19 protein-coding genes and 1 riboswitch are annotated in these 18,610 nt (G+C 38.2%); of the genes, 5 read left to right on the forward strand and 14 right to left on the reverse strand.

What is annotated here, in order from left to right:
* Positions 1–59: 59 nt before the first annotated feature.
* Entirely contained in the window at positions 60–293 is a 234-nt protein-coding gene (locus V4T18_RS11100) for a DUF896 domain-containing protein (protein WP_332649362.1), read from the reverse strand.
* Positions 294–641: 348 nt separating this feature from the next.
* Between V4T18_RS11100 and V4T18_RS11105 the strand changes: the two genes are divergently transcribed.
* Positions 642–833, forward strand: coding sequence for a hypothetical protein (locus tag V4T18_RS11105; protein WP_332649364.1), 192 nt, complete (start codon positions 642–644; stop codon positions 831–833).
* Between the two features lie 84 nt (positions 834–917).
* On the opposite strand, the gene V4T18_RS11110 is transcribed toward V4T18_RS11105, so the two are convergent.
* Positions 918–1,577 carry a YneB family resolvase-like protein gene (locus V4T18_RS11110; RefSeq protein ID WP_332649366.1) on the reverse strand — a complete coding sequence of 220 codons (660 nt, stop codon included), beginning with the start codon at positions 1,575–1,577 and terminating at the stop codon, positions 918–920.
* Entirely contained in the window at positions 1,574–1,909 is a 336-nt protein-coding gene (gene yneA, locus V4T18_RS11115) for a cell division suppressor protein YneA (RefSeq protein ID WP_332649368.1), read from the reverse strand. Before yneA ends, V4T18_RS11110 begins: the two co-directional genes overlap by 4 nt.
* 171 nt (positions 1,910–2,080) lie before the next feature.
* Here yneA and lexA point away from each other — a divergent pair, with 171 nt between their 5' ends.
* Positions 2,081–2,701, forward strand: a complete 621-nt coding sequence (gene lexA, locus V4T18_RS11120; protein WP_332649370.1) for a transcriptional repressor LexA — start codon at positions 2,081–2,083, stop codon at positions 2,699–2,701.
* Positions 2,702–3,134: 433 nt separating this feature from the next.
* On the opposite strand, the gene thiC is transcribed toward lexA, so the two are convergent.
* The 10 genes from thiC to V4T18_RS11170 all read right to left on the reverse strand — a co-directional run bounded on the left by thiC (position 3,135) and on the right by V4T18_RS11170 (position 14,336).
* Positions 3,135–4,910 (reverse strand): phosphomethylpyrimidine synthase ThiC, encoded by a 1,776-nt coding sequence (thiC, locus tag V4T18_RS11125; protein ID WP_332649372.1) that lies wholly within the window; start codon positions 4,908–4,910, stop codon positions 3,135–3,137.
* A gap of 224 nt (positions 4,911–5,134) precedes the next feature.
* Positions 5,135–5,249: riboswitch (TPP riboswitch) on the reverse strand.
* 93 nt (positions 5,250–5,342) lie between these two features.
* Positions 5,343–6,095, reverse strand: a complete 753-nt coding sequence (locus V4T18_RS11130) for a prepilin peptidase (protein ID WP_332649374.1) — start codon at positions 6,093–6,095, stop codon at positions 5,343–5,345.
* A gap of 31 nt (positions 6,096–6,126) precedes the next feature.
* Entirely contained in the window at positions 6,127–6,837 is a 711-nt protein-coding gene (locus tag V4T18_RS11135; RefSeq protein ID WP_332649376.1) for a potassium transporter, read from the reverse strand.
* Positions 6,834–7,427, reverse strand: coding sequence for a PilN domain-containing protein (locus V4T18_RS11140; protein ID WP_332649377.1), 594 nt, complete (start codon positions 7,425–7,427; stop codon positions 6,834–6,836). The genes V4T18_RS11135 and V4T18_RS11140 overlap by 4 nt, the downstream gene beginning before the upstream one ends.
* Positions 7,424–8,401, reverse strand: coding sequence for a type IV pilus biogenesis protein PilM (pilM, locus tag V4T18_RS11145; RefSeq protein ID WP_332649398.1), 978 nt, complete (start codon positions 8,399–8,401; stop codon positions 7,424–7,426). The genes V4T18_RS11140 and pilM overlap by 4 nt, the downstream gene beginning before the upstream one ends.
* A 111-nt stretch (positions 8,402–8,512) precedes the next feature.
* A complete protein-coding gene (locus tag V4T18_RS11150) occupies positions 8,513–9,016 on the reverse strand; it encodes a prepilin-type N-terminal cleavage/methylation domain-containing protein (RefSeq protein WP_332649379.1) in 504 nt (167 codons plus the stop codon).
* Between the two features lie 44 nt (positions 9,017–9,060).
* Positions 9,061–10,266 carry a type II secretion system F family protein gene (locus V4T18_RS11155; RefSeq protein WP_332649381.1) on the reverse strand — a complete coding sequence of 402 codons (1,206 nt, stop codon included), beginning with the start codon at positions 10,264–10,266 and terminating at the stop codon, positions 9,061–9,063.
* Complete coding sequence (locus V4T18_RS11160) at positions 10,263–11,312, reverse strand: type IV pilus twitching motility protein PilT (protein ID WP_332649382.1); 1,050 nt, start codon at positions 11,310–11,312, stop codon at positions 10,263–10,265. Before V4T18_RS11160 ends, V4T18_RS11155 begins: the two co-directional genes overlap by 4 nt.
* 15 nt (positions 11,313–11,327) lie before the next feature.
* Positions 11,328–12,992, reverse strand: coding sequence for a GspE/PulE family protein (locus V4T18_RS11165; RefSeq protein ID WP_332649383.1), 1,665 nt, complete (start codon positions 12,990–12,992; stop codon positions 11,328–11,330).
* An 18-nt stretch (positions 12,993–13,010) separates the two neighbouring features.
* On the reverse strand, positions 13,011–14,336 hold the full coding sequence (locus V4T18_RS11170) for a VanW family protein (RefSeq protein WP_332649385.1): 1,326 nt from the start codon (positions 14,334–14,336) through the stop codon (positions 13,011–13,013).
* A 523-nt stretch (positions 14,337–14,859) separates the two neighbouring features.
* Here V4T18_RS11170 and V4T18_RS11175 point away from each other — a divergent pair.
* From V4T18_RS11175 to V4T18_RS11185, 3 genes are read left to right on the forward strand one after another with little or no spacing between them, the layout of a single operon-like run.
* On the forward strand, positions 14,860–15,324 hold the full coding sequence (locus V4T18_RS11175) for a type IV pilus modification PilV family protein (RefSeq protein ID WP_332649387.1): 465 nt from the start codon (positions 14,860–14,862) through the stop codon (positions 15,322–15,324).
* Positions 15,325–15,348: 24 nt separating this feature from the next.
* Positions 15,349–15,798, forward strand: coding sequence for a PilW family protein (locus V4T18_RS11180; protein WP_332649389.1), 450 nt, complete (start codon positions 15,349–15,351; stop codon positions 15,796–15,798).
* The gene (locus V4T18_RS11185; RefSeq protein WP_332649391.1) at positions 15,798–17,378 is read left to right on the forward strand and encodes a DUF7305 domain-containing protein; all 1,581 of its coding nucleotides are present in this window, start codon (positions 15,798–15,800) and stop codon (positions 17,376–17,378) included. The genes V4T18_RS11180 and V4T18_RS11185 overlap by 1 nt, the downstream gene beginning before the upstream one ends.
* Before the next feature lie 56 nt (positions 17,379–17,434).
* On the opposite strand, the gene V4T18_RS11190 is transcribed toward V4T18_RS11185, so the two are convergent.
* The gene (locus V4T18_RS11190; protein WP_332649392.1) at positions 17,435–17,980 is read right to left on the reverse strand and encodes a 5' nucleotidase, NT5C type; all 546 of its coding nucleotides are present in this window, start codon (positions 17,978–17,980) and stop codon (positions 17,435–17,437) included.
* Positions 17,981–18,610 lie beyond the last annotated feature (630 nt).

An 18,610-nucleotide genomic window follows, 5' to 3' on the forward strand; every position in this document is an offset into this window, starting at 1 on the left:
GGCAAATAGGTTATACTTTTTTATTAAATATGACACATTAATGCCGAAGCAAAATAAGGTTAATTCAAAAAGTTATTTTTCTGTGCTTGTTTCACTTTTTCTGGTGTTACATCATTACCAGCAGCATCAACGATTTTGACATTTTCAATTGTTTGACGCATTGAACTTCTAAATGTATCTAAATATTCTTTACGCAAAATTGAACGTTCCTTTGCCTCAGCCTCTGTTAATGTGCCCTCCTTCGCTTTTTTCGATAACTCATTAATACGAGCGATTTTTTCATTTGATAACATAGCTTTCTCACCTTTCATATTTCCAATAATACAAAGGTATGAGAAAAAGGCACATGATGCAAGTGTTAACTCTTTCAGACTAAAGACTTTCTTTCCTTTAAACAGGTTTTGAAACTTCATCCATTCCATAGTTGGGTTATTCTGTAATGGAAATAAGAATTTTAAAGTATGTCAATTTACTCTACAGTGTTAAAAAAACGTGGAAAAGGTTATTTGCCACTATGTTCGATTTTATTCAACGGATAATTCCTTTCGATAAAGCTATCGCTAGCAAACACGCCTCTATACAAGAAATATTTTTTTTAATAAACACAGCCTAATCTATAATATAGGAAAAGGAGATTCGATATGATAGATACTACGATTACAGTATTAATGGTTGTGGAAGCTGTATTTTTGTTACTAACGTTATATTTTGTTTTAAGCTATATGAAGTATTTGAAAATTGAAGATGAGAGATTAGAAAAGCAGTCCAAATTTGCAGCAATTAGTTGTTTAGCGATTGCTTTTGCCATTCCAATACTCTCTACGATTTTTTAGTCTAGGAAACACTTAAGAAGTAAGTTGTAGTAGCCCACTAAATTTATGCGGGTCTATAATTTTATGAAGAGGCGGCTATACACATTATTTTACACTGCTTTCAGTATACTCTGTATATCTCCGGTGAACGGTTGCTTTACTTACTTGAAATCCTAAGCCTTGAAGCGTGCTTGCGATTTCGTTAAACGTAAGTCCCTTTTGACGAAGCTTAACAATTTCTTCTATAGGTACTTCTATTCGTTCACGCCCTTCTGCATTTCCTCGTTCTTTTAAATTCAACTCTGGTCTATAGCCATTTTCTACTGCCCTACGCATTCCTCTACGTATTTTTGCATTGTGTAACCTCCGCTGGTATTCCTCGACAATCGCCAATATTTCTAAAAGCATTGTATCCATTTCATTTAGTGAAAGTGGACCAGCATCATTTAATGAATACACGGTAGTTTCATTTTTTTGCAATAAATGCAGGACAGCCATTCGTGCATTGCCACGTCCTAATCGTGTTTCGTCTTGCACAAATAACGTCGTAATATTCTCAGCCTTCATAAAATCAAGCATTGCTAACAGACCATCACGATCCACATCATAGCCGCTTTGCTGATCCTCGAAAACTGCTGCAACTGAAAATTGTAGATTACTAGCATAACGAGTTAATTCCTCTCGTTGCCTAATTAATGATGTTTCTTGTGTAGATTTTTCAGTGCTTACTCGGCAATATAGTACTGCCTTGTTGTTGTTTGTCATTGTTGTTCACTCGCCACTTTTACAGAATAATGATCTTCTTTTATTAAATTTGCAATATAGATTGAATGTCTTTCAACTGGGATAAGGATTTCTTGTCCTTCTACAATCGCGCCAGTTTTCATCGCATTTTCTTTTTTTACAAACGTAATCCAATCATGCGTAGACATTTTACCACGATATTGATCGGCTAACGACCATAATGTATCGCCTTGCTCAATTGTAATATTTTTATAGTGCTCGATTTTTTCGTCTGTAATAAATAAGTATAGAATAAAGACAAGAGAAGCTGCGAAAAAAAGTGCTATATAGCTATTTTGTTTTAACCATTTCATTATAAAAAACCCCTTTACGAATGTTTGTTCGGTATGTATGTTTTCATATTAGAACAAACGTTTGTTTTTGTCAACTCTTTTTCGAACCTATGTTTGCATTGTTGTTCGCATAATGTTATACTGTTCGTAATTAGATAGAAGAAACTACATAAAAATAGAGAGGTGAGCACTATGACAAAGGTATCAAAACGACAAGAAGCAATACTAGCATTTATTAAAGATGAGGTGCGAGCAAAAGGTTATCCTCCATCAGTTCGAGAGATTGGAGAGGCTGTTGGTCTTGCTTCAAGTTCAACTGTACACGGTCATTTAGCGAGGCTTGAAAGTAAGGGCTTGATTCGTCGTGATCCTACAAAACCTCGTGCAATTGAAATTTTAGATCATGATGCTGATCCGGTTAATAAACAAGAAGTGATTCACGTTCCATTAATCGGGAAAGTAACGGCTGGATCTCCAATCACAGCAATTGAAAATATTGATGAATACTTCCCACTTCCTAATACATACGGTACGAGTGAGGATCAAATTTTCATGCTAGAGATTATGGGAGAATCGATGATTGAGGCAGGCATATTAGATGGTGACTTTGTCATTGTGAAGCAGCAATCAACAGCTCATAATGGCGATATCGTCGTTGCAATGACAGAAGATGATGAGGCAACGGTAAAACGATTCTTTAAAGAGAAAACTCACTTCCGTTTACAGCCTGAAAATTCTTCAATGGATCCTATTCTAGTGAATCAAGTATCGATTTTAGGTAAAGTTGTAGGCTTATATCGAACAGTACAATAAATATAAATGGAGAAGAATACGCAAGGTTTTCTTCTCCATTTTTCATTCCTGAATATTTAAGGGTATTGATTTCATAAATACGTGAGCATTACTGCAAATTCGTGCATACTTATGTTTTTCTGCATTTCATTCCCATTCAATAGATGGTTCTTGCTTATGTAGATCAACGGAAGAAAATAGTATATGAAGATGACAATTATAGTTATTTCAATTATGGAATTAAAATTAACGAATGAACAGCATCTCTTATATGAAGTCGCTTTAATTAATTGATGGACATACGGCTTCTCCAAAATCGAATCTGTAATCGATTTTTTTAGTTTGTAATTGTAGTAGCTTTATTTTACAAAAGAGATTTTATTGATCCCCATCATAAAAAGGCGGCCGAAAATCCAGATTTTCATCTAAATTTTCGGACAGCCCTTTTCGCTAACTATTGATATATTTTGCCGCCAGATTCTTTAAATTCTTTTGCCTTTTCCTTTAAACCTTCTTCAACCGCTTTCGTTTCTTTTTCTTTGACACTATTGCGAATATCATGTGAGATTCTCATGCTACAAAATTTCGGTCCGCACATCGAGCAAAAATGGGCTACCTTTGCTCCTTCTGCAGGCAATGTTTCATCATGATACTCTATTGCTCGTTCAGGATCTAATGATAAATTGAACTGATCTCGCCAACGGAATTCAAAACGCGCTTTCGATAAGGCATCATCTCGTTTTTGCGCTCCCGGATGCCCCTTCGCTAAATCGGCTGCATGTGCGGCAATTTTATACGTAATGACCCCTTCACGTACATCGTCTCTATTTGGTAAGCCTAAATGTTCCTTCGGTGTCACATAACAAAGCATGGCCGTGCCAAACCAACCAATCATCGCAGCACCAATCGCAGATGTAATATGATCATAGCCAGGGGCAATATCCGTTGTAAGCGGCCCTAATGTGTAAAACGGTGCCTCTTCGCAAATTTCTAATTGCTTATCCATATTTTCTTTAATAAGATGCATTGGTACATGGCCTGGTCCTTCCACCATCACTTGCACATCATGCTTCCAAGCAATTTTCGTTAATTCCCCAAGCGTTTCGAGCTCTGCAAATTGTGCTGCATCATTGGCATCATGAATAGAGCCTGGGCGTAAGCCATCGCCAAGCGAAAAGGCCACATCGTACGCTTTCATAATTTCACAAATTTCTTCAAAATACGTATACAGAAAGTTTTCTTGGTGGTGCGCTAAACACCACTGTGCCATAATCGATCCGCCACGCGATACGATGCCTGTTAAACGCTCCACTGTTAATGGAATGTAACGTAGCAGGACACCAGCATGAATCGTAAAATAATCTACTCCTTGTTCTGCTTGTTCAATTAATGTATCGCGGTAAATTTCCCATGTCAGATTTTCTACGATTCCATTTACTTTTTCAAGTGCTTGGTAAATTGGCACAGTCCCAACTGGCACAGCCGCATTACGGATAATCCATTCACGTGTTGTATGAATGTTTTTTCCTGTAGACAGATCCATAATCGTATCAGCGCCCCAACGTGTAGCCCAAATCATTTTTTCTACTTCTTCTTCAATCGAAGAGGAAACCGCAGAATTCCCAATATTGGCATTCACTTTCACGTGAAAATTGCGTCCAATAATCATCGGTTCTAGCTCTGGATGGTTAATATTGCATGGAATAATCGCACGACCTCTCGCTACCTCACTCCGCACAAATTCAGGCTCCATATTTTCTCTAATTGCAATAAACTCCATCTCCGGTGTAATCATGCCTTTTTTTGCATAATGAAGTTGAGTCACATTTTTTCCTTCTTTCGCACGCAATGGTTGGCGCTTTAAGTTCGGGAAAATGTTGTGTTGAGCACGAGGATCATCCTCATTACTATAGCCATTATCTTCCGCCTTCACTTGTCGCCCTTCATACTTTTCTACATCTGCTCGTTCCTCAATCCATTTACTGCGAAGAGCCTCTAGCCCTTTTGTTATATCGATGGAAGCGTTCGGGTCGGTATAAGGTCCACTTGTATCATAAACTTGCACTGGTAGGTTTTCCTCTTCCCCTACTGTACTCGTCGTTGGACCTAGCACAATTTCTCGCATAGGTACTCTAATATCCTGTCTTGAACCAACCACATATACTTTTTTACTCCCTGGAAAGTTGGACATGATCGAAATGTTTTCTTTGTTTAATGAAGTTGATGACATAAAAAAACTCCTCCTTTATATTTGGTAAAGGACGAGATCTAGATCAATCCATTAGTAGTGGGGCAAACTAGAAAGGCACAGCGCAACTAGAATAGGTCAAGCGGATACCGCGTTTTTCAGATACCTATTCTATGAAAACGTTCCTATACAAAAAAAGCTGAATCCATTTATTAGAAACATAAACGGACCCAGCTTACGATATGTATGTAGAAGTGCTCACATATACTAAAGATTTCTAACTTCCCTACGCTGGCATGATCCAGATCAGGTCCAAAGGGTCAAGAAACTTCTAAGCGTTTCCCTCTCAGCCCAACTCATTGGACTCCCCTAGTTAACACTATTCGATTACCATTATTGTACAATATTACCACTTGAAATAAAAGGGTATTTTTTATACTATTTCGTCATTCACCGTTTTTTTCATAATTGCGATTATAGTAAACGCCAGTACCAATCGATCATTTCCTCACCATAAAAATAAACAACAATGGCAGCTATCGCGATAGAGGGCCCAAATGGTACAGGGGTTTTTCTTCCTTGCCCCCGTATTTTGAGCACAATAATGCCGATCACCATACCAATGACAGAAGCCAAAAATAGCGTGAGTAAGGTTTGCACTGTTCCTAGCACTAGGCCGATAACAAAGAACAGCTTTATATCGCCACCGCCCATGCCGCCTTTTGAAATCACGGCAATTAAAAATAGTAAACCAAAGCCGACAGCTGCCCCGACAATACTATCCCACCATGGCTGAAGTGGTGAGAAGAATCGAGCGAGCAAAATTAATGGCAGAAAAAATAATAATATCTTATCCGGTATTAACATGTACGCAAGGTCCGATACATTGATAATCACGAGCAACGAAATGAACAACAGGGCTACCGCTAGCTCAGCTGTAATACCAAGATGCCAAGTAGCGAAGGCAAATAGAAAGGCTGTTACTATTTCGGTCAAGGCATAGATTGGGGAAACTTTTGCCCCGCAGCTACGACATTTTCCTCGTAAAAATAAAAATGAAAAGACAGGTACGAGATCCGGCACCGTCAGCTGTCGATTGCAGCTAACACAATGAGATGGAGGAGAAACTATGGACTCTTTTTTAGGCACTCGTAAGCCGACTACATTATAAAATGAGCCAAATACGAGACCAAAAACTCCTGCAAATACTGTATACACAATCTCCATCTTTAACGCTCCTTACTCCTACCTGCGAATTTTATTCATAATAGAATGTAGTTACTTGAACGGTTGCTACGACAGTATCCGACTTATCCTCCGCAAACTTGTTTTCCTCACCAGATAGTTCGTATTGGATCGTATCAATATGCATGACCCGTTCAATATTTTCAATTTCCTTAATAAATTGCTGTAGCTTTTTGTAATTTGGAGATGCAACTTCCATATTAAATGTCACGAGCTTTAACGAGCCCGGCAATGAATCGGCAGCAATCGTTGAAACGGGTGTAGTATCTTCCTCTGGAGTCGTTTCTGCATTGGCTTCTGTATCAGTTTGAGTTGCATCCTGCCCTTCTGTTTCCTCTGCTGAAGGCACATGAGGATCCTGTAGCCCTGAATCTGAAACGAGCGAATCGTAATTATTAAACTCTACTTTTAGGATACGTGAGCCAGTTACAAATTCTATTTCTTCAATATTTAACAGCAGCTCATCAATCGCGCGTGTTTCAGGAACCTTTTTTCGCAGATCAAATTCATTTGTCTCGTTGTTAGATCTCTGCTCCTTTACAGCTGCGATGCTTTCCTCAAGTGCAGCCATTTCCATCTTCAAATTATTGACAGACGATTCCATACTTTCTACTTCATCCTGCTTAGGAAGCACAACATAATAGTATACGGCAAAAAGAAGAGCAAAGATTAATGCTGTTAATAATAGCACTGGTGAGCTTTTACTGTTCGAGAATGATTTCATCGAATTCCACCTCCAACAGCAACAAAGGCTATATCAATCATTAGCATAACCTCGACAGAATATCGTGGAACCTCGTTAAACTTCACTTCTTCGCTCTCTCCCTCTTCTGCAGGATCCAATTCAAAGTTTTCAATTGTTCCCACCTGCGAATCAATAAAGTACGGGCTATTTTCTAATCGACTTACGTACGTTGAGACCTCGTTTAACGTTTCAAAATCAACCTTGATTGTCACACTCGATTCACCAAACTCGTATTCTCGTAAATACGTATTTTCCGGTAGCAGACCCTGTGTTTCATCAATAAGTGGAGAAACTGGATAGGAGACAAGTTCTACAAAGGCAACCGATTCCTCGAGTGAGCCCTGATTCATCGTTTGCAAGGCTGATAATTCCGCCTCTAACTTAATTCGTTTTTCCTCTAGCTCTGCTTGTTCACTCGTTAAATCCGACAAATTCGACTTTGCACTAACATACATCCATGAGAGGACTACTAAGCCTAACAGTACAACAATTCCAAGGAGAACATAGAGTAACTTGGAGCTCGTCTCCCCTTTTTCAAGCTTAGGCATGAGGTTAATATCTGGAATCATTCGTTAACCCCCTTCAATGCCAGCCCTAACAATGAGGCATGCTTAGCCTTACAATTCGGAAAGCGCTGCGAAACAACACTATCATCCACTAGCTTTACAGGTGTTACTAAATTTTCACTCAAAAAGTCTGCAATGCTTTGAAGTAAGGGATTATCGCCTAGCACAACAATTTCATCCACCGATTTTTCGCCCTTATGTAAGGAGAATTTAAAAAAATTCATCATGCGATCAATTTCTAGCACTTGATCGGTAATCATCGCTCGGTAATCATCTAGCTCTCCATTATACGTAAATGTAACGTCACCTTCTGTAGCCATATGATCCTGCCAGTTTTCTAGATTTGTTTCAATCGATTGGAAGCGTAAAAATTCCACATTTCCTTTTGAATAAATGCAAATTGATAGCTCATTGATCGACCAATCTGTTATTAAATACGTTTTATGGCTATCTAGTAGATTAATATGCTCGAGTAATCGCAAATTACAAAGCGCCCGAATATCTGCAACTTGAGGCTGTAAATGACAGTCTAGTAGCAGGCCAATTAATTTCGTCACCTCATCTGGTGGGGCAGCAAACAGCACAGCCTGCCCGTCCCCCTCCTGATGATCATACACATCTAGGAGCGGCTCCTGGAATGGCAAATGAATCGACTGCCCAATCTCCATCTGCACATACTCCTTCAACGCCTTCCCCGTCAACTGGGCAGGATGATCAAAGGTTTTTAATAGCACAGAAGTGTCAGGAACAAACAAACGAACATTTTGCTTCTTCCCACCCCATTTTGCAACATTGCTCTTTACAATCTCAAACAAGGTCAGCTCATCAACAACCGCTCCATCCTGTACAACACCTTTCGGCAACGGCAGCTCATAAATCACAGGTTGCTCCAACTTCTGCCCCTTTGACACCAGCGCACGTACTATATAATCGTTTATAGAAATCGACACATGCGACCTCTTTTTCATCGTTAACATCAATAGGGAACCCCCTTTTCCAATACCTCGAGCCACTTAATGTAGCGAATTAGTCACTCAATGGAACACCCAACTATTGGTTGGGTGTTCGATGAGGGAATAATTTAAATACTATTTTTCAATACTCAGTCCAGTATCCGGAACTGCACTACCTTTAGTTTTTTCATCATTAATCCCTTTAACTGTGGCACCTTTAAAGGTTACTGTTTTTTCCCCAGAAAACTTGATTGCAGCAGCTGTTAATTTTCGTGGTACATCCACTGAAATTGTTGCATCAGCAGGAATTGTACCTTCTGAATCTAAATATTTATCTTCTTTTAATTTTTTCACATCAACAGTGGTTGCCTCTGGATTATCTGTATAGTATAAATTCGCTGAATTTATTACATTAATTGCATCAGATTTCACCCCATTAAGACGTGAGTTCTCAATGATGTTACCGATAGCAGGAATTGCAATTGCAGCTACGATAGCTAAAATAACAATTACTGCCAGTAGTTCTACTAAAGATAAACCTTTTTCGTTTTTAATACGTTTTTTCATAAGTTCAAACATATAAAAACCTCCTTTATTATTTTGAATAGTATTTTGCTTTTGCACGGACGTTAATTGCATTTTTTACTCACCTCCCTGCAAAACGCCCATATGCTATTTTTCTATTACATTTGTTCATACAAGCTAAACATCGGTAGGAAAATTGCTGCTACAATAATTCCTATGACTACTGCCAACAACAGAATCATTAGTGGCTCAATTAACGACTTTAGTGTATCTACTGAACGATCTACCTCTTCCTCGTAGAAGTCCGCAATCTTTTCGAGCATATAGTCAAGTGAGCCTGTTGATTCTCCGATTTTCGTCATACTTGTAACGAGTGGTGGAAACAGCCAGCTTTTTTCCAAAGGCTCAGTTAATGAACTCCCTTTTTCAAGGCTTGCTCTTGCTTTTAACACAACTTCCCCAATAACTGGGTTACCAGACACCTTTTCTGAAATGGTCAATGCATGTAAAATCGGTACAGCACTACTAAATAAAGACGATAGGTTACGTGTTAACCTTGCTATAGCTGATTTTTGAAACAGCTTTCCAAATACCGGCATTCGTAGCAAGAAATAATGTACAGTATAGTTGAAGTGCTTATTATTTTTAAAAAAGAAACGAAAGATTAATATGATCATGAGTAGTGTCACAATGACAACCCACCAAAACTGCTTCAGCCAGTCACTAAAAGCTACTGTAAGAACTGTGAGTAATGGTAGTTCTGCATTCATCGATTCGAATGACTCAACAAATGTAGGTACGATAAAGATCAGCATGAAAAACACAACAACGATCGTAATTAGTAATAAAATGGCTGGATACGTTAAAGTCGACTGTACCTTTTTCTTTAATTTAAAGGATTTTTCAAATGTGTTTGCTAAACGCTCTAGCGTGTCATCGATATTCCCGGTCGCTTCTCCAGAGCGCATCATATTAACAAATAGCTCTGGAAATACTTTCGGATGCTTGGCCACTGCCTGCGAGAAGGTTACCCCTGTACGTACATCGTCCTCTACCTGCTCTAACGCTCTTTTTAATGCCTTGCTTGTCGATTGTTTTGCCAAAATATTCGTAGCCTCTACAATCGAAATACCTGCTCGGATCAGTGTAGCGAATTGTCGACAATAGATGACGAAATCCTGATTTTTCACCTTGCCACCGAGTTGCAAATCCTTGTGTAAAATACTATTTGACTCAGCTATTTCTCGTGGATTAATCCCCTGCTCTCGAAGCTTCGCAATCGCAGCACTTCGACTCGTCGCATCGATTGTGCCCTTTTGCGAAACACCCGTTTTAGTTCGTCCTGTATATTTATATACGGTCAACTATAATCACCTACGTTCATATAGGGGCGCGCTTCCTCCAATGAAACCTTTCCTGAAGAAACAAGTGCCTGGATTGAAGATTCTAGCGTATTCATACCAAGTGCCTTACTCGTTTGCATAACACTCGGAATTTGATGAATTTTTTCATTACGAATTAAATTCGAAACAGAAGGTACACTCACTAAAATTTCGGTTGCCGCAATACGTCCTTTCGTATCCTTACGAACGAATAATCGCTGCGAAATAATTCCTTGTAGTACGTTTGCTAGCTGAATTCGAATTTGCCCCTGCTGATGAGGCGGAAACACGTCGATAATTCGGTCAATCGTTGTCGGTGCACTGGATGTATGTAAGGTAGCAAACACTAAATGCCCTGTTTCTGCTGCTGTAATCGCAGTAGAAATTGTTTCTAGGTCACGCATCTCACCGACTAAAATAATATCTGGGTCTTGGCGAAGGGATGCACGTAAACCATTTGCAAAGGATTCTGTGTCGACCCCGATTTCACGCTGATTAATAATCGATTTTTTATGTGAATGCAAGTACTCTATCGGGTCCTCCAGCGTAATAATATGCTTTGCTTTATTTTCGTTAATATAGTCAATCATCGCCGCTAACGTTGTTGATTTCCCTGAACCGGTTGGACCTGTCACTAAAATTAATCCTTGTGGCTTTTGGGCAAGCTCGTATAAGACGGATGGCATATTCAGCGACTCTATAGTTGGGATAGAGCTAGAAATGAGCCTGGCTGCAATGGCACCTGCATTGCGCTGATGATAGGCGTTCACACGAAAGCGGCAAAGCCCATCAAGAGCATAGTTAAAATCCGTTTCGCCCTTCGCTTCAAATTCTGCCACTTTATAATGTGGTAGAATGTCACGAACCATGCCTTCCACCATTTCGGCTGTTACAGAAATATCGCCATACTGTCGAAGGCGACCATCTACACGGTATACAGGCGGAATCCCAATCGTCACATGTAAATCTGATGCTTTTTCCTCATAGGCACGCTGCAATAACTCACGGATTCCTAAATTTGTTGACATCGTATAACTCACTTCCTATTCATTCGTCGCAACTCGAAGCACTTCTTCCGTCGTTGTGACCCCATCTAGTACTTTTTGTAAGCCATCCTGCAGTAATGTATGGAACCCTTCCTGCTTCATATAATCTCGAATAACCGTTCCGCTCTCTCGACTTAAAATCAGATCCTTTAGCTGACGGTCTATTGGTAAAATTTCATGAATGGCTAGTCGCCCACGATAGCCTGTACTGTTACACGAAGGACAGCCGCGCCCTTTTCGAACTTTTTCAACCGTAAATCCATTCGCCGCAAAGATTTCCTTTTCCCGCTCGGTTGCCGTAACATTTTCACCACAATCTCGGCACACGCGACGAACAAGTCGCTGCGCCATTACCCCAATAAGAGACGAGGAAATTAAGAATGGCTCGATCCCCATATCCTGTAAGCGCGAAATCGATTCCACCGCACTATTCGTATGAAGCGTACTTAGCACAAGATGCCCTGTTAACGAGGCACGAACGGCAATTTGTGCTGTTTCTAAATCTCGTATTTCCCCAATCATCACAATATCCGGGTCCTGACGTAAAATAGAGCGCAGTCCAGCCGCAAACGTTAAGCCAACCTCTTCCTTCACTTGAATTTGGTTAATGCCGTTTAACTGATATTCAACAGGATCCTCAACTGTAATAATGTTGACGCCTTCTTCATTTAAATTAGATAGGGCCGCATAAAGCGTAGACGATTTACCAGAACCCGTTGGACCCGTAATAAGCACAATGCCATTCGGACGAGCGATCATTTCACGGAATAGTCCCTCATTTTTATTAGAAAAGCCAATTTGCGTAATATCCGTTGCTGCATTACTTAAATCTAAAATACGCATTACTATTTTCTCGCCATACACAGTGGGGAGCGTTGATAAACGGATATCGACAGGCTTAAAGTTCACATTCGCTTTAATACGACCATCCTGTGGTATCCGATTTTCGGTAATGTTTAAGTTCCCCATAATTTTCACACGAGCCGTCATCATATTTTGCATATGCTTTGGTAGCGAACGCTCTGTCCTTAGCACACCATCTACACGATAACGAACTTTGAATTCCGTTTCTTGTGGGTCAAAGTGAATATCAGAGGCGCGCTGTGCTACACCATTTGCAATAATTTGGTTTACAAGACGGACAATTGGCGAGTCCTCATCCGTAATTTCCTGCTGCACATCGGCTGCATTAACAGACATATCAGATAGTGCAGCCTCCATCGACTCCTGCAAATCGTAATATTTCGTAATCGTACGATACAGATCGTCCTTCGCTGCTATACTCGTTTCGATTTGGCAGCCAGTAGCCATTCGGACTTCCTCAATTGCAAAATAATCCATCGGGTCGGCCATCGCGATAAATAGCTTATTACGTTCACGGCGAATCGGCATAATGTTCGCACGCTTTGCTAGCTCAGCTGGTATTAGGTGTAATAGCTCAGGATCAATTGAATATTGATTAAGCGAAATATGTGGAATACCTAATTGAAACTCAAGTACTTCAATAAGCTGCTGCTCTGTTAGTACATTTTCTTTAATAAGGAAATCCCCTAATTTTTCTTCGCGACTTTTATTTTCTAGGGCGTGTGTTAATTGTTGCTCTGTTATTACACCCGCCTCTAATAGCAAGTCTCCTAAACGCTTACGAGTAGCTACCTTCATCCGTATTCGCCCCTTTCTCTATGGCGTAATTAAATTACCACCTTTGTCGTAATAGCTGCCTGGTGGAAGCTTTTCCTCTCCATCTTCATTTGTGTCCGTTTGTGAGCCTTGTCCATTCGGTTTTTCCGTAGACGAATTGTCATCTGGAACACCATCGCCATCTAAATCCATTCCCAGGTCCGAATCATTCGTCGTATCAGGGTTTACTGGTACAACAGGCTGTCTCGAGGACTTCAGCACAACTCGGTTTACAGGTGGGTAATAATCACGACTTATTAATCTTTCCTCACCTTGGATCGTACGGTAAACTGTCACACGTAACCCTTCCGCACCTTTTTCAAGCTCCTTCGATTGCCCGATTCTTAAATCATTCGAATAACGTGTAATCGTTCTAGGTGCAATTGATTCATCACGTGAAACCTTTAGGGAAACTTCCGTGTCCTTGTGGCTCGTGTACATCTCAACCTTTAACTCATTTCCTTCTATCGTAAGCTTCAACTTCATTGGATGGCTTGAAAGATTCGTAAATTTTAAATCCCGTTTTGCCAATGCATCGATGTTTGCCTCAATACCAGGCTGAAGGTAGGAAGGAATTTCTTTTTGTGAATGACGCTCAGCAATTTCTGTATGTGTATGAAGTGCTGCATGATATAGCATCGATGCAACAAAATTAACAGCATCACTGTTTGCTGCATCGATATACGGATCAATTTCCTCAAGCATCGAGAAGGTTTCGCCTGGATTGATCACCTTATCGTGCAATAGACTAGACAGCTCTTTTACACCTAGTGCTGTCGTTGGAATCTCTTCCACTGAAAGCGCTACTCGATCAGTTTCAACTACCGATAAGTCCTTTATCTCTGCTTCTATCTCACCTTTTTTTAAATAAGAGGCATTGACGGTTACTTTGTCATACGTCTTGTCGCTGTCCCAAGTTGCCATCTTATCTATTTCGTTTTTTACACTTTCGCTTGGAGACACTTGAAGTGGCAGGTGTACCACGGAACCTTTATCCCAAAACTCATACCATGATTTTCGGTAATTCTTTTCATATTCTTCAACCGTTCCATCGATATCAAATTGAAAAGAGGCTGAATTTAATGTAAGCGTACTTCCACCGTCCGAGACGATCACCGGCTGTGAGCTCCACGTATTCACGGCCTCTGTTAATGCATCCTTTAATTCCTGTCCTTTTAAATCCCCAACTTCAACGCCACCAATTGTTGACCCTTTCGCATCCCCCTCTGCCATTGCCGATTGCCCTGTTATAAATTCAGGTAACCATAGTGCAAGTAGCATAGCTGTTAAAGTAAAAACCGTAATTATTTTGATTGATTTTTTCACCTTACCACCACCTCAGATGTACCATTTATATTTTCCTATCTCTACAAATTCAAATTTACCACCGTTACTAATTATCTATAAATAAATGATACTATAAAAAACCACGAAATGTATATACCATTCAACCTACTTACTGTAAAATAATAGATAATGTCAATGAATGTTCAAATAGTTTTATAGATTTTTTTCTAATCTATTAGCTTTTAAATAGATTTATATGATCTCTAATTATATATTTCTACCTATATGTAAATAAGACTTTATTCTAATATTAATTGGATATTTAAAGTGTAAATTATATTAACGTAAATTATAATTTTTATTATTTTTCTCCTATCCGGTAATGAAATATTTATATTTTTTCTATCACTTACCAACCAATAGTAATACACTAAGGTTAAATCTAGGTTAAAAATATATAAATATTTATAAAATTTTTATAACTATAGATTTTATTATAAAAACCTACTATTCTTCATATATACCAAATTAACTACTCTTAAATAAGGGAGGGAATCTACCATTGAAAACTATAAAGAATGAACGAGGGTTTGGTTTACTAGAGGTTGTTGCTTCTATTGTACTAATAACGATTATCTTACTTTCTTTTTTTGCTTTTTTTATACAATCAAAAAAAACAAATTCTTCGTCTGAAAGCATCAATGAAGCTACCTATATAGCACAAAAGGAGATGGAGAAAATTTATAATCTATCTAAGCAAAGTTCATTATCTAATTTATCCAGAAGTTATATAAATGGTTATACTTTCCTTGAAGAAGAAATAAATAACTGTACTAACTCTTCTACTATAGACCCATCAACTTACGGGAAAATTTTTTCTTATCAAAAGGATATCGATAATTTTACATCGAAAATAACTATTTCCACTCTATGTGATTATGAAAATGCCGGGAATGTATTAATCGAAGTTTCGGATTCAAGTGATATTCAAAAAGCAAAAGTTGAAAATATTTATGTATGGAAATAACACTTACTAGAAAGAGTGAGATTTATGAAGGAAATAACAAGCAATGAAAAAGGATTAACTTTAATTGAACTGTTAGCTACGGTCGTTATCCTTTTCATCGTAAGCTTATTTATTTACAATATTATTTTTTCTGCAAATAAACAAAACAAGGTTCAAGTATCAGAATCTATTCAAATAAATGATTCAGCATACATTTTAAAACAGATAACGAAAGATATTAGAAAAACCTACAACATTACCATAGATCCAGTTAATCCAAATCGATATTTCTTTAATGATAAAGACAATAATAAATTAGTAGAGTATACGTATTCTACAGACAATCAATTATCTAGAAATGGCTCCATAATGGCCAATAAAATAAGTTCATTTAAGATAAATTCCGATACAACTAACGATGCCGCAACCGTAACTTTTAAACTAAATGATCAAACATACGAAACAACACTAATATTTAGAAGGGGCGATGAATAATGAGATATCTTAACAGTAAGGGTTATGCTTTATATTTAACTATCTTAACTATATTCCTTATTTCAATATTAGGTTTAAGTCTATTAACCGTAACAGCTAATTCAAATAAGACAACCGTAAATGAACGATACGACCAGTCCATTTATTATATTGCAGAGGCTGGTATCAATTTAGAAAAATCTAAAATATCCGAGGTACTTAACGAACTCTATACTTCTTTAATTAGCAGCTTCAACAGTTTAACCTACAAGGAACAAAAAGCAGTATTAGATTCATACGGTAGCTTTGAAAATTATTATTATGATCAAATTAAAAGTCAATTTTGCAATCAATATAATTTACTAACTAAGACTTCAAAATGTAGCTTTAATACAAGTTCAGGCATTATTATTTACGAAAATTCTTACAATTTCTCTCAACAATTCAATGAACAACCAATAGCAAAGACTACAATTAAGGGCGAATGTACTTCAGGCTCAAATATTTCGTGTATTTTCAACCTAGAATCTGTAGGTAATTTTGAAAATTCCGGCAAAAACTCGCGTTCACTATCGCAAAAACTAACAGTAGACATCAATGCCCCTATACCAGATGGAGGTCCTGGAAGCGGTAATGGAGATGGAGACGGAAATACTACACCAAACACACCAATCTCTAACCTAGCAGCAATTACTAATGGGGATATCATGTTAGTAGGGGGAGCTACAATAAACGGAAACGCAGGAAGTTTAAACGGTAATATTATCATTAAGGGCGGGGCAAATGTAACAGGAACTACAACTCTTCCACCAGAGGCAAATAATATAAAACTAGAAGATTACTTACCAGAATTCCCAAATCAAAAATTTGATGAACTAAAAAAACTTAGTTATCCAGAAGATAAAGAACTTAATAATGAGAATAAAAAGAAAATAATTGAAAATGGAAGTTTTAAGGCGGATAACTGGATGGCTGATAATTACACACTAACTATGAATCAGGATATTCGGTTTGATGATTTTAAAGTAACAAGTAATAATAAAATCACTATAGATATAGGAAACAACAATGTAAATCTATATGTCAATTCAATGGATATTCAACAGGGACATATTAAAATAGTCGGATCAGGAACTTTAAACATCTTTGTAAAAGATGACGTCAATATTAAAGGCTCTTTTAATAACAACGGCAACCCGAATCAAATTAATCTTTTTTACCAAGGAACAAAACCAACAACCTTTAGTGGCGAAACACAGTTGTACGGTTCTTTTTATACAAATTCTGCCGACTTAAAATTAACTGGGGGAGCTGGGTTTTATGGTAATATTTACTCAGGAGGAAAGGAACTAGATATAAGTGGTGGAGTTCCTACGAACGGTCAATATATAATTGCCCCTCATGCTGATTTAAAATTGTCAGGAGGGGGTAACATTACCGGTACCGTTATCGCCAATAGGATCGATGGAAATGGAGGAACATTTATAAAATACGGGTCAAGTGTAGTACCTCTACCAGAAGTACCCGGTTTACCTACACCTCCGTATGAATATCAACCTGCTCAAAGCTTAATAAAAGAGTCTGTTATGGATGAAAAGTAAATAATAAAAGGTTTGGCAAGTCCGCTCTTACATCCGCTGACTGCCAAACCTTTTTATTATTTCTCAATCCCGACCTTCAAAAAATACTCCCCAATCTGCTTCCAGTTGTGCATTCTGACGAAACCTTCTACGTGCTCGTTGTAGGGCATAGAGTAGAGGATGCCTTGACCCTTGAAGGCATTGAGCTGACGTGGGTTGTCGTCGATTAGGTAATCGGTATGGATAACTGCTTTGTTGCCACAAAATACAAAGTGTTGGGGGTTTAAAAATGGGAAATGCTCTTGCAGCCAGTCGTATTTTGCAGTAAACGAACCCGGTACTTCCATCGCTGCTGTTGCAATATAGACATCAAAATGCTCGTTCAGTTCCTTTACGACTCTGATTGAATCTTCGTCCAGCACTTCAAAATCACGGAAAAACGATGGTTCATTTAACTTTTCAAAAAACTGCCTTGCTTTTGAAGGGTCGAGATCCTTTTTTGTCCCCTCTAAAAATTGATCCTCTGTTAAATTTTCACCACTTACTTCATTATAAGTAACAACCATTTTCCGGTAACTATTCGCTAACACTTGGTCCATATCAATCGCAATACTTTTTCTCATCCTATTCCCTCCACTTTCTTTCGATACTATTAGTCTATTGAACTTTTTTACTGGCGACAAGCGTTTACCCTTTAATTTTTTGTTATGTTCATGTAAAGAAATAGGATTGCAGGATAATTTCCATCCCCCTTTTTCCATACAGCCACCTATTTTTTTCATCAAAAACGAATAGAAATAGCGAAAAACATGACCATTTTCTGCTTCACTTTGCCACTACATATGTTCCATTGTGATAAAGGATAGACCGTTAGACCTACTATTATAGCAGTCAAATCGGTTGGAAATCATTGAACTTCTCGCTAAAAAGCCATTTTTTCAATCAGGATCTCCACAAAAGAGTACAGCACATCTTTTTCGCTACCAATTTTAAAAGCCTCACTTCTGCAACTGCCTGATAATAATTCTTCCAAATTTTTTTCCGATACATAAAATAACCTCGATTTTTTGAAAAGACCGATTTTGATATACAACATATTATAAAATATGTGTCAAATAGTATTTTTTTGCTTTGGCACCTTATTTAAAAATAAGCATTCCTGTTATAAGGATTTTCGGGGACTTGAAATAAAAAAAGTCCTTTAGTATGATGCTTGAGTGTCAATGGCCATTGTCTCAATGCATCTACGAAAG

The organism is Lysinibacillus sp. 54212 (genome assembly GCF_036662795.1).
Taxonomy (GTDB): Bacteria; Bacillota; Bacilli; order Bacillales_A; family Planococcaceae; genus Lysinibacillus_B.

Excerpts from the sequence above, each read along its gene's own strand:
- V4T18_RS11100 (WP_332649362.1), bottom strand. The coding sequence starts at position 293 with ATGTTATCAAATGAAAAAATCGCTCGTATTAATGAGTTATCGAAAAAA.
- V4T18_RS11105 (WP_332649364.1), top strand. The coding sequence starts at position 642 with ATGATAGATACTACGATTACAGTATTAATGGTTGTGGAAGCTGTATTT.
- V4T18_RS11110 (WP_332649366.1), bottom strand. The coding sequence starts at position 1,577 with ATGACAAACAACAACAAGGCAGTACTATATTGCCGAGTAAGCACTGAA.
- yneA (WP_332649368.1), bottom strand. The coding sequence starts at position 1,909 with ATGAAATGGTTAAAACAAAATAGCTATATAGCACTTTTTTTCGCAGCT.
- lexA (WP_332649370.1), top strand. The coding sequence starts at position 2,081 with ATGACAAAGGTATCAAAACGACAAGAAGCAATACTAGCATTTATTAAA.
- thiC (WP_332649372.1), bottom strand. The coding sequence starts at position 4,910 with ATGTCATCAACTTCATTAAACAAAGAAAACATTTCGATCATGTCCAAC.
- V4T18_RS11130 (WP_332649374.1), bottom strand. The coding sequence starts at position 6,095 with ATGGAGATTGTGTATACAGTATTTGCAGGAGTTTTTGGTCTCGTATTT.
- V4T18_RS11135 (WP_332649376.1), bottom strand. The coding sequence starts at position 6,837 with ATGAAATCATTCTCGAACAGTAAAAGCTCACCAGTGCTATTATTAACA.
- V4T18_RS11140 (WP_332649377.1), bottom strand. The coding sequence starts at position 7,427 with ATGATTCCAGATATTAACCTCATGCCTAAGCTTGAAAAAGGGGAGACG.
- pilM (WP_332649398.1), bottom strand. The coding sequence starts at position 8,401 with ATGTTAACGATGAAAAAGAGGTCGCATGTGTCGATTTCTATAAACGAT.
- V4T18_RS11150 (WP_332649379.1), bottom strand. The coding sequence starts at position 9,016 with ATGCAATTAACGTCCGTGCAAAAGCAAAATACTATTCAAAATAATAAA.
- V4T18_RS11160 (WP_332649382.1), bottom strand. The coding sequence starts at position 11,312 with ATGTCAACAAATTTAGGAATCCGTGAGTTATTGCAGCGTGCCTATGAG.
- V4T18_RS11165 (WP_332649383.1), bottom strand. The coding sequence starts at position 12,992 with ATGAAGGTAGCTACTCGTAAGCGTTTAGGAGACTTGCTATTAGAGGCG.
- V4T18_RS11180 (WP_332649389.1), top strand. The coding sequence starts at position 15,349 with ATGAAGGAAATAACAAGCAATGAAAAAGGATTAACTTTAATTGAACTG.
- V4T18_RS11185 (WP_332649391.1), top strand. The coding sequence starts at position 15,798 with ATGAGATATCTTAACAGTAAGGGTTATGCTTTATATTTAACTATCTTA.
- V4T18_RS11190 (WP_332649392.1), bottom strand. The coding sequence starts at position 17,980 with ATGAGAAAAAGTATTGCGATTGATATGGACCAAGTGTTAGCGAATAGT.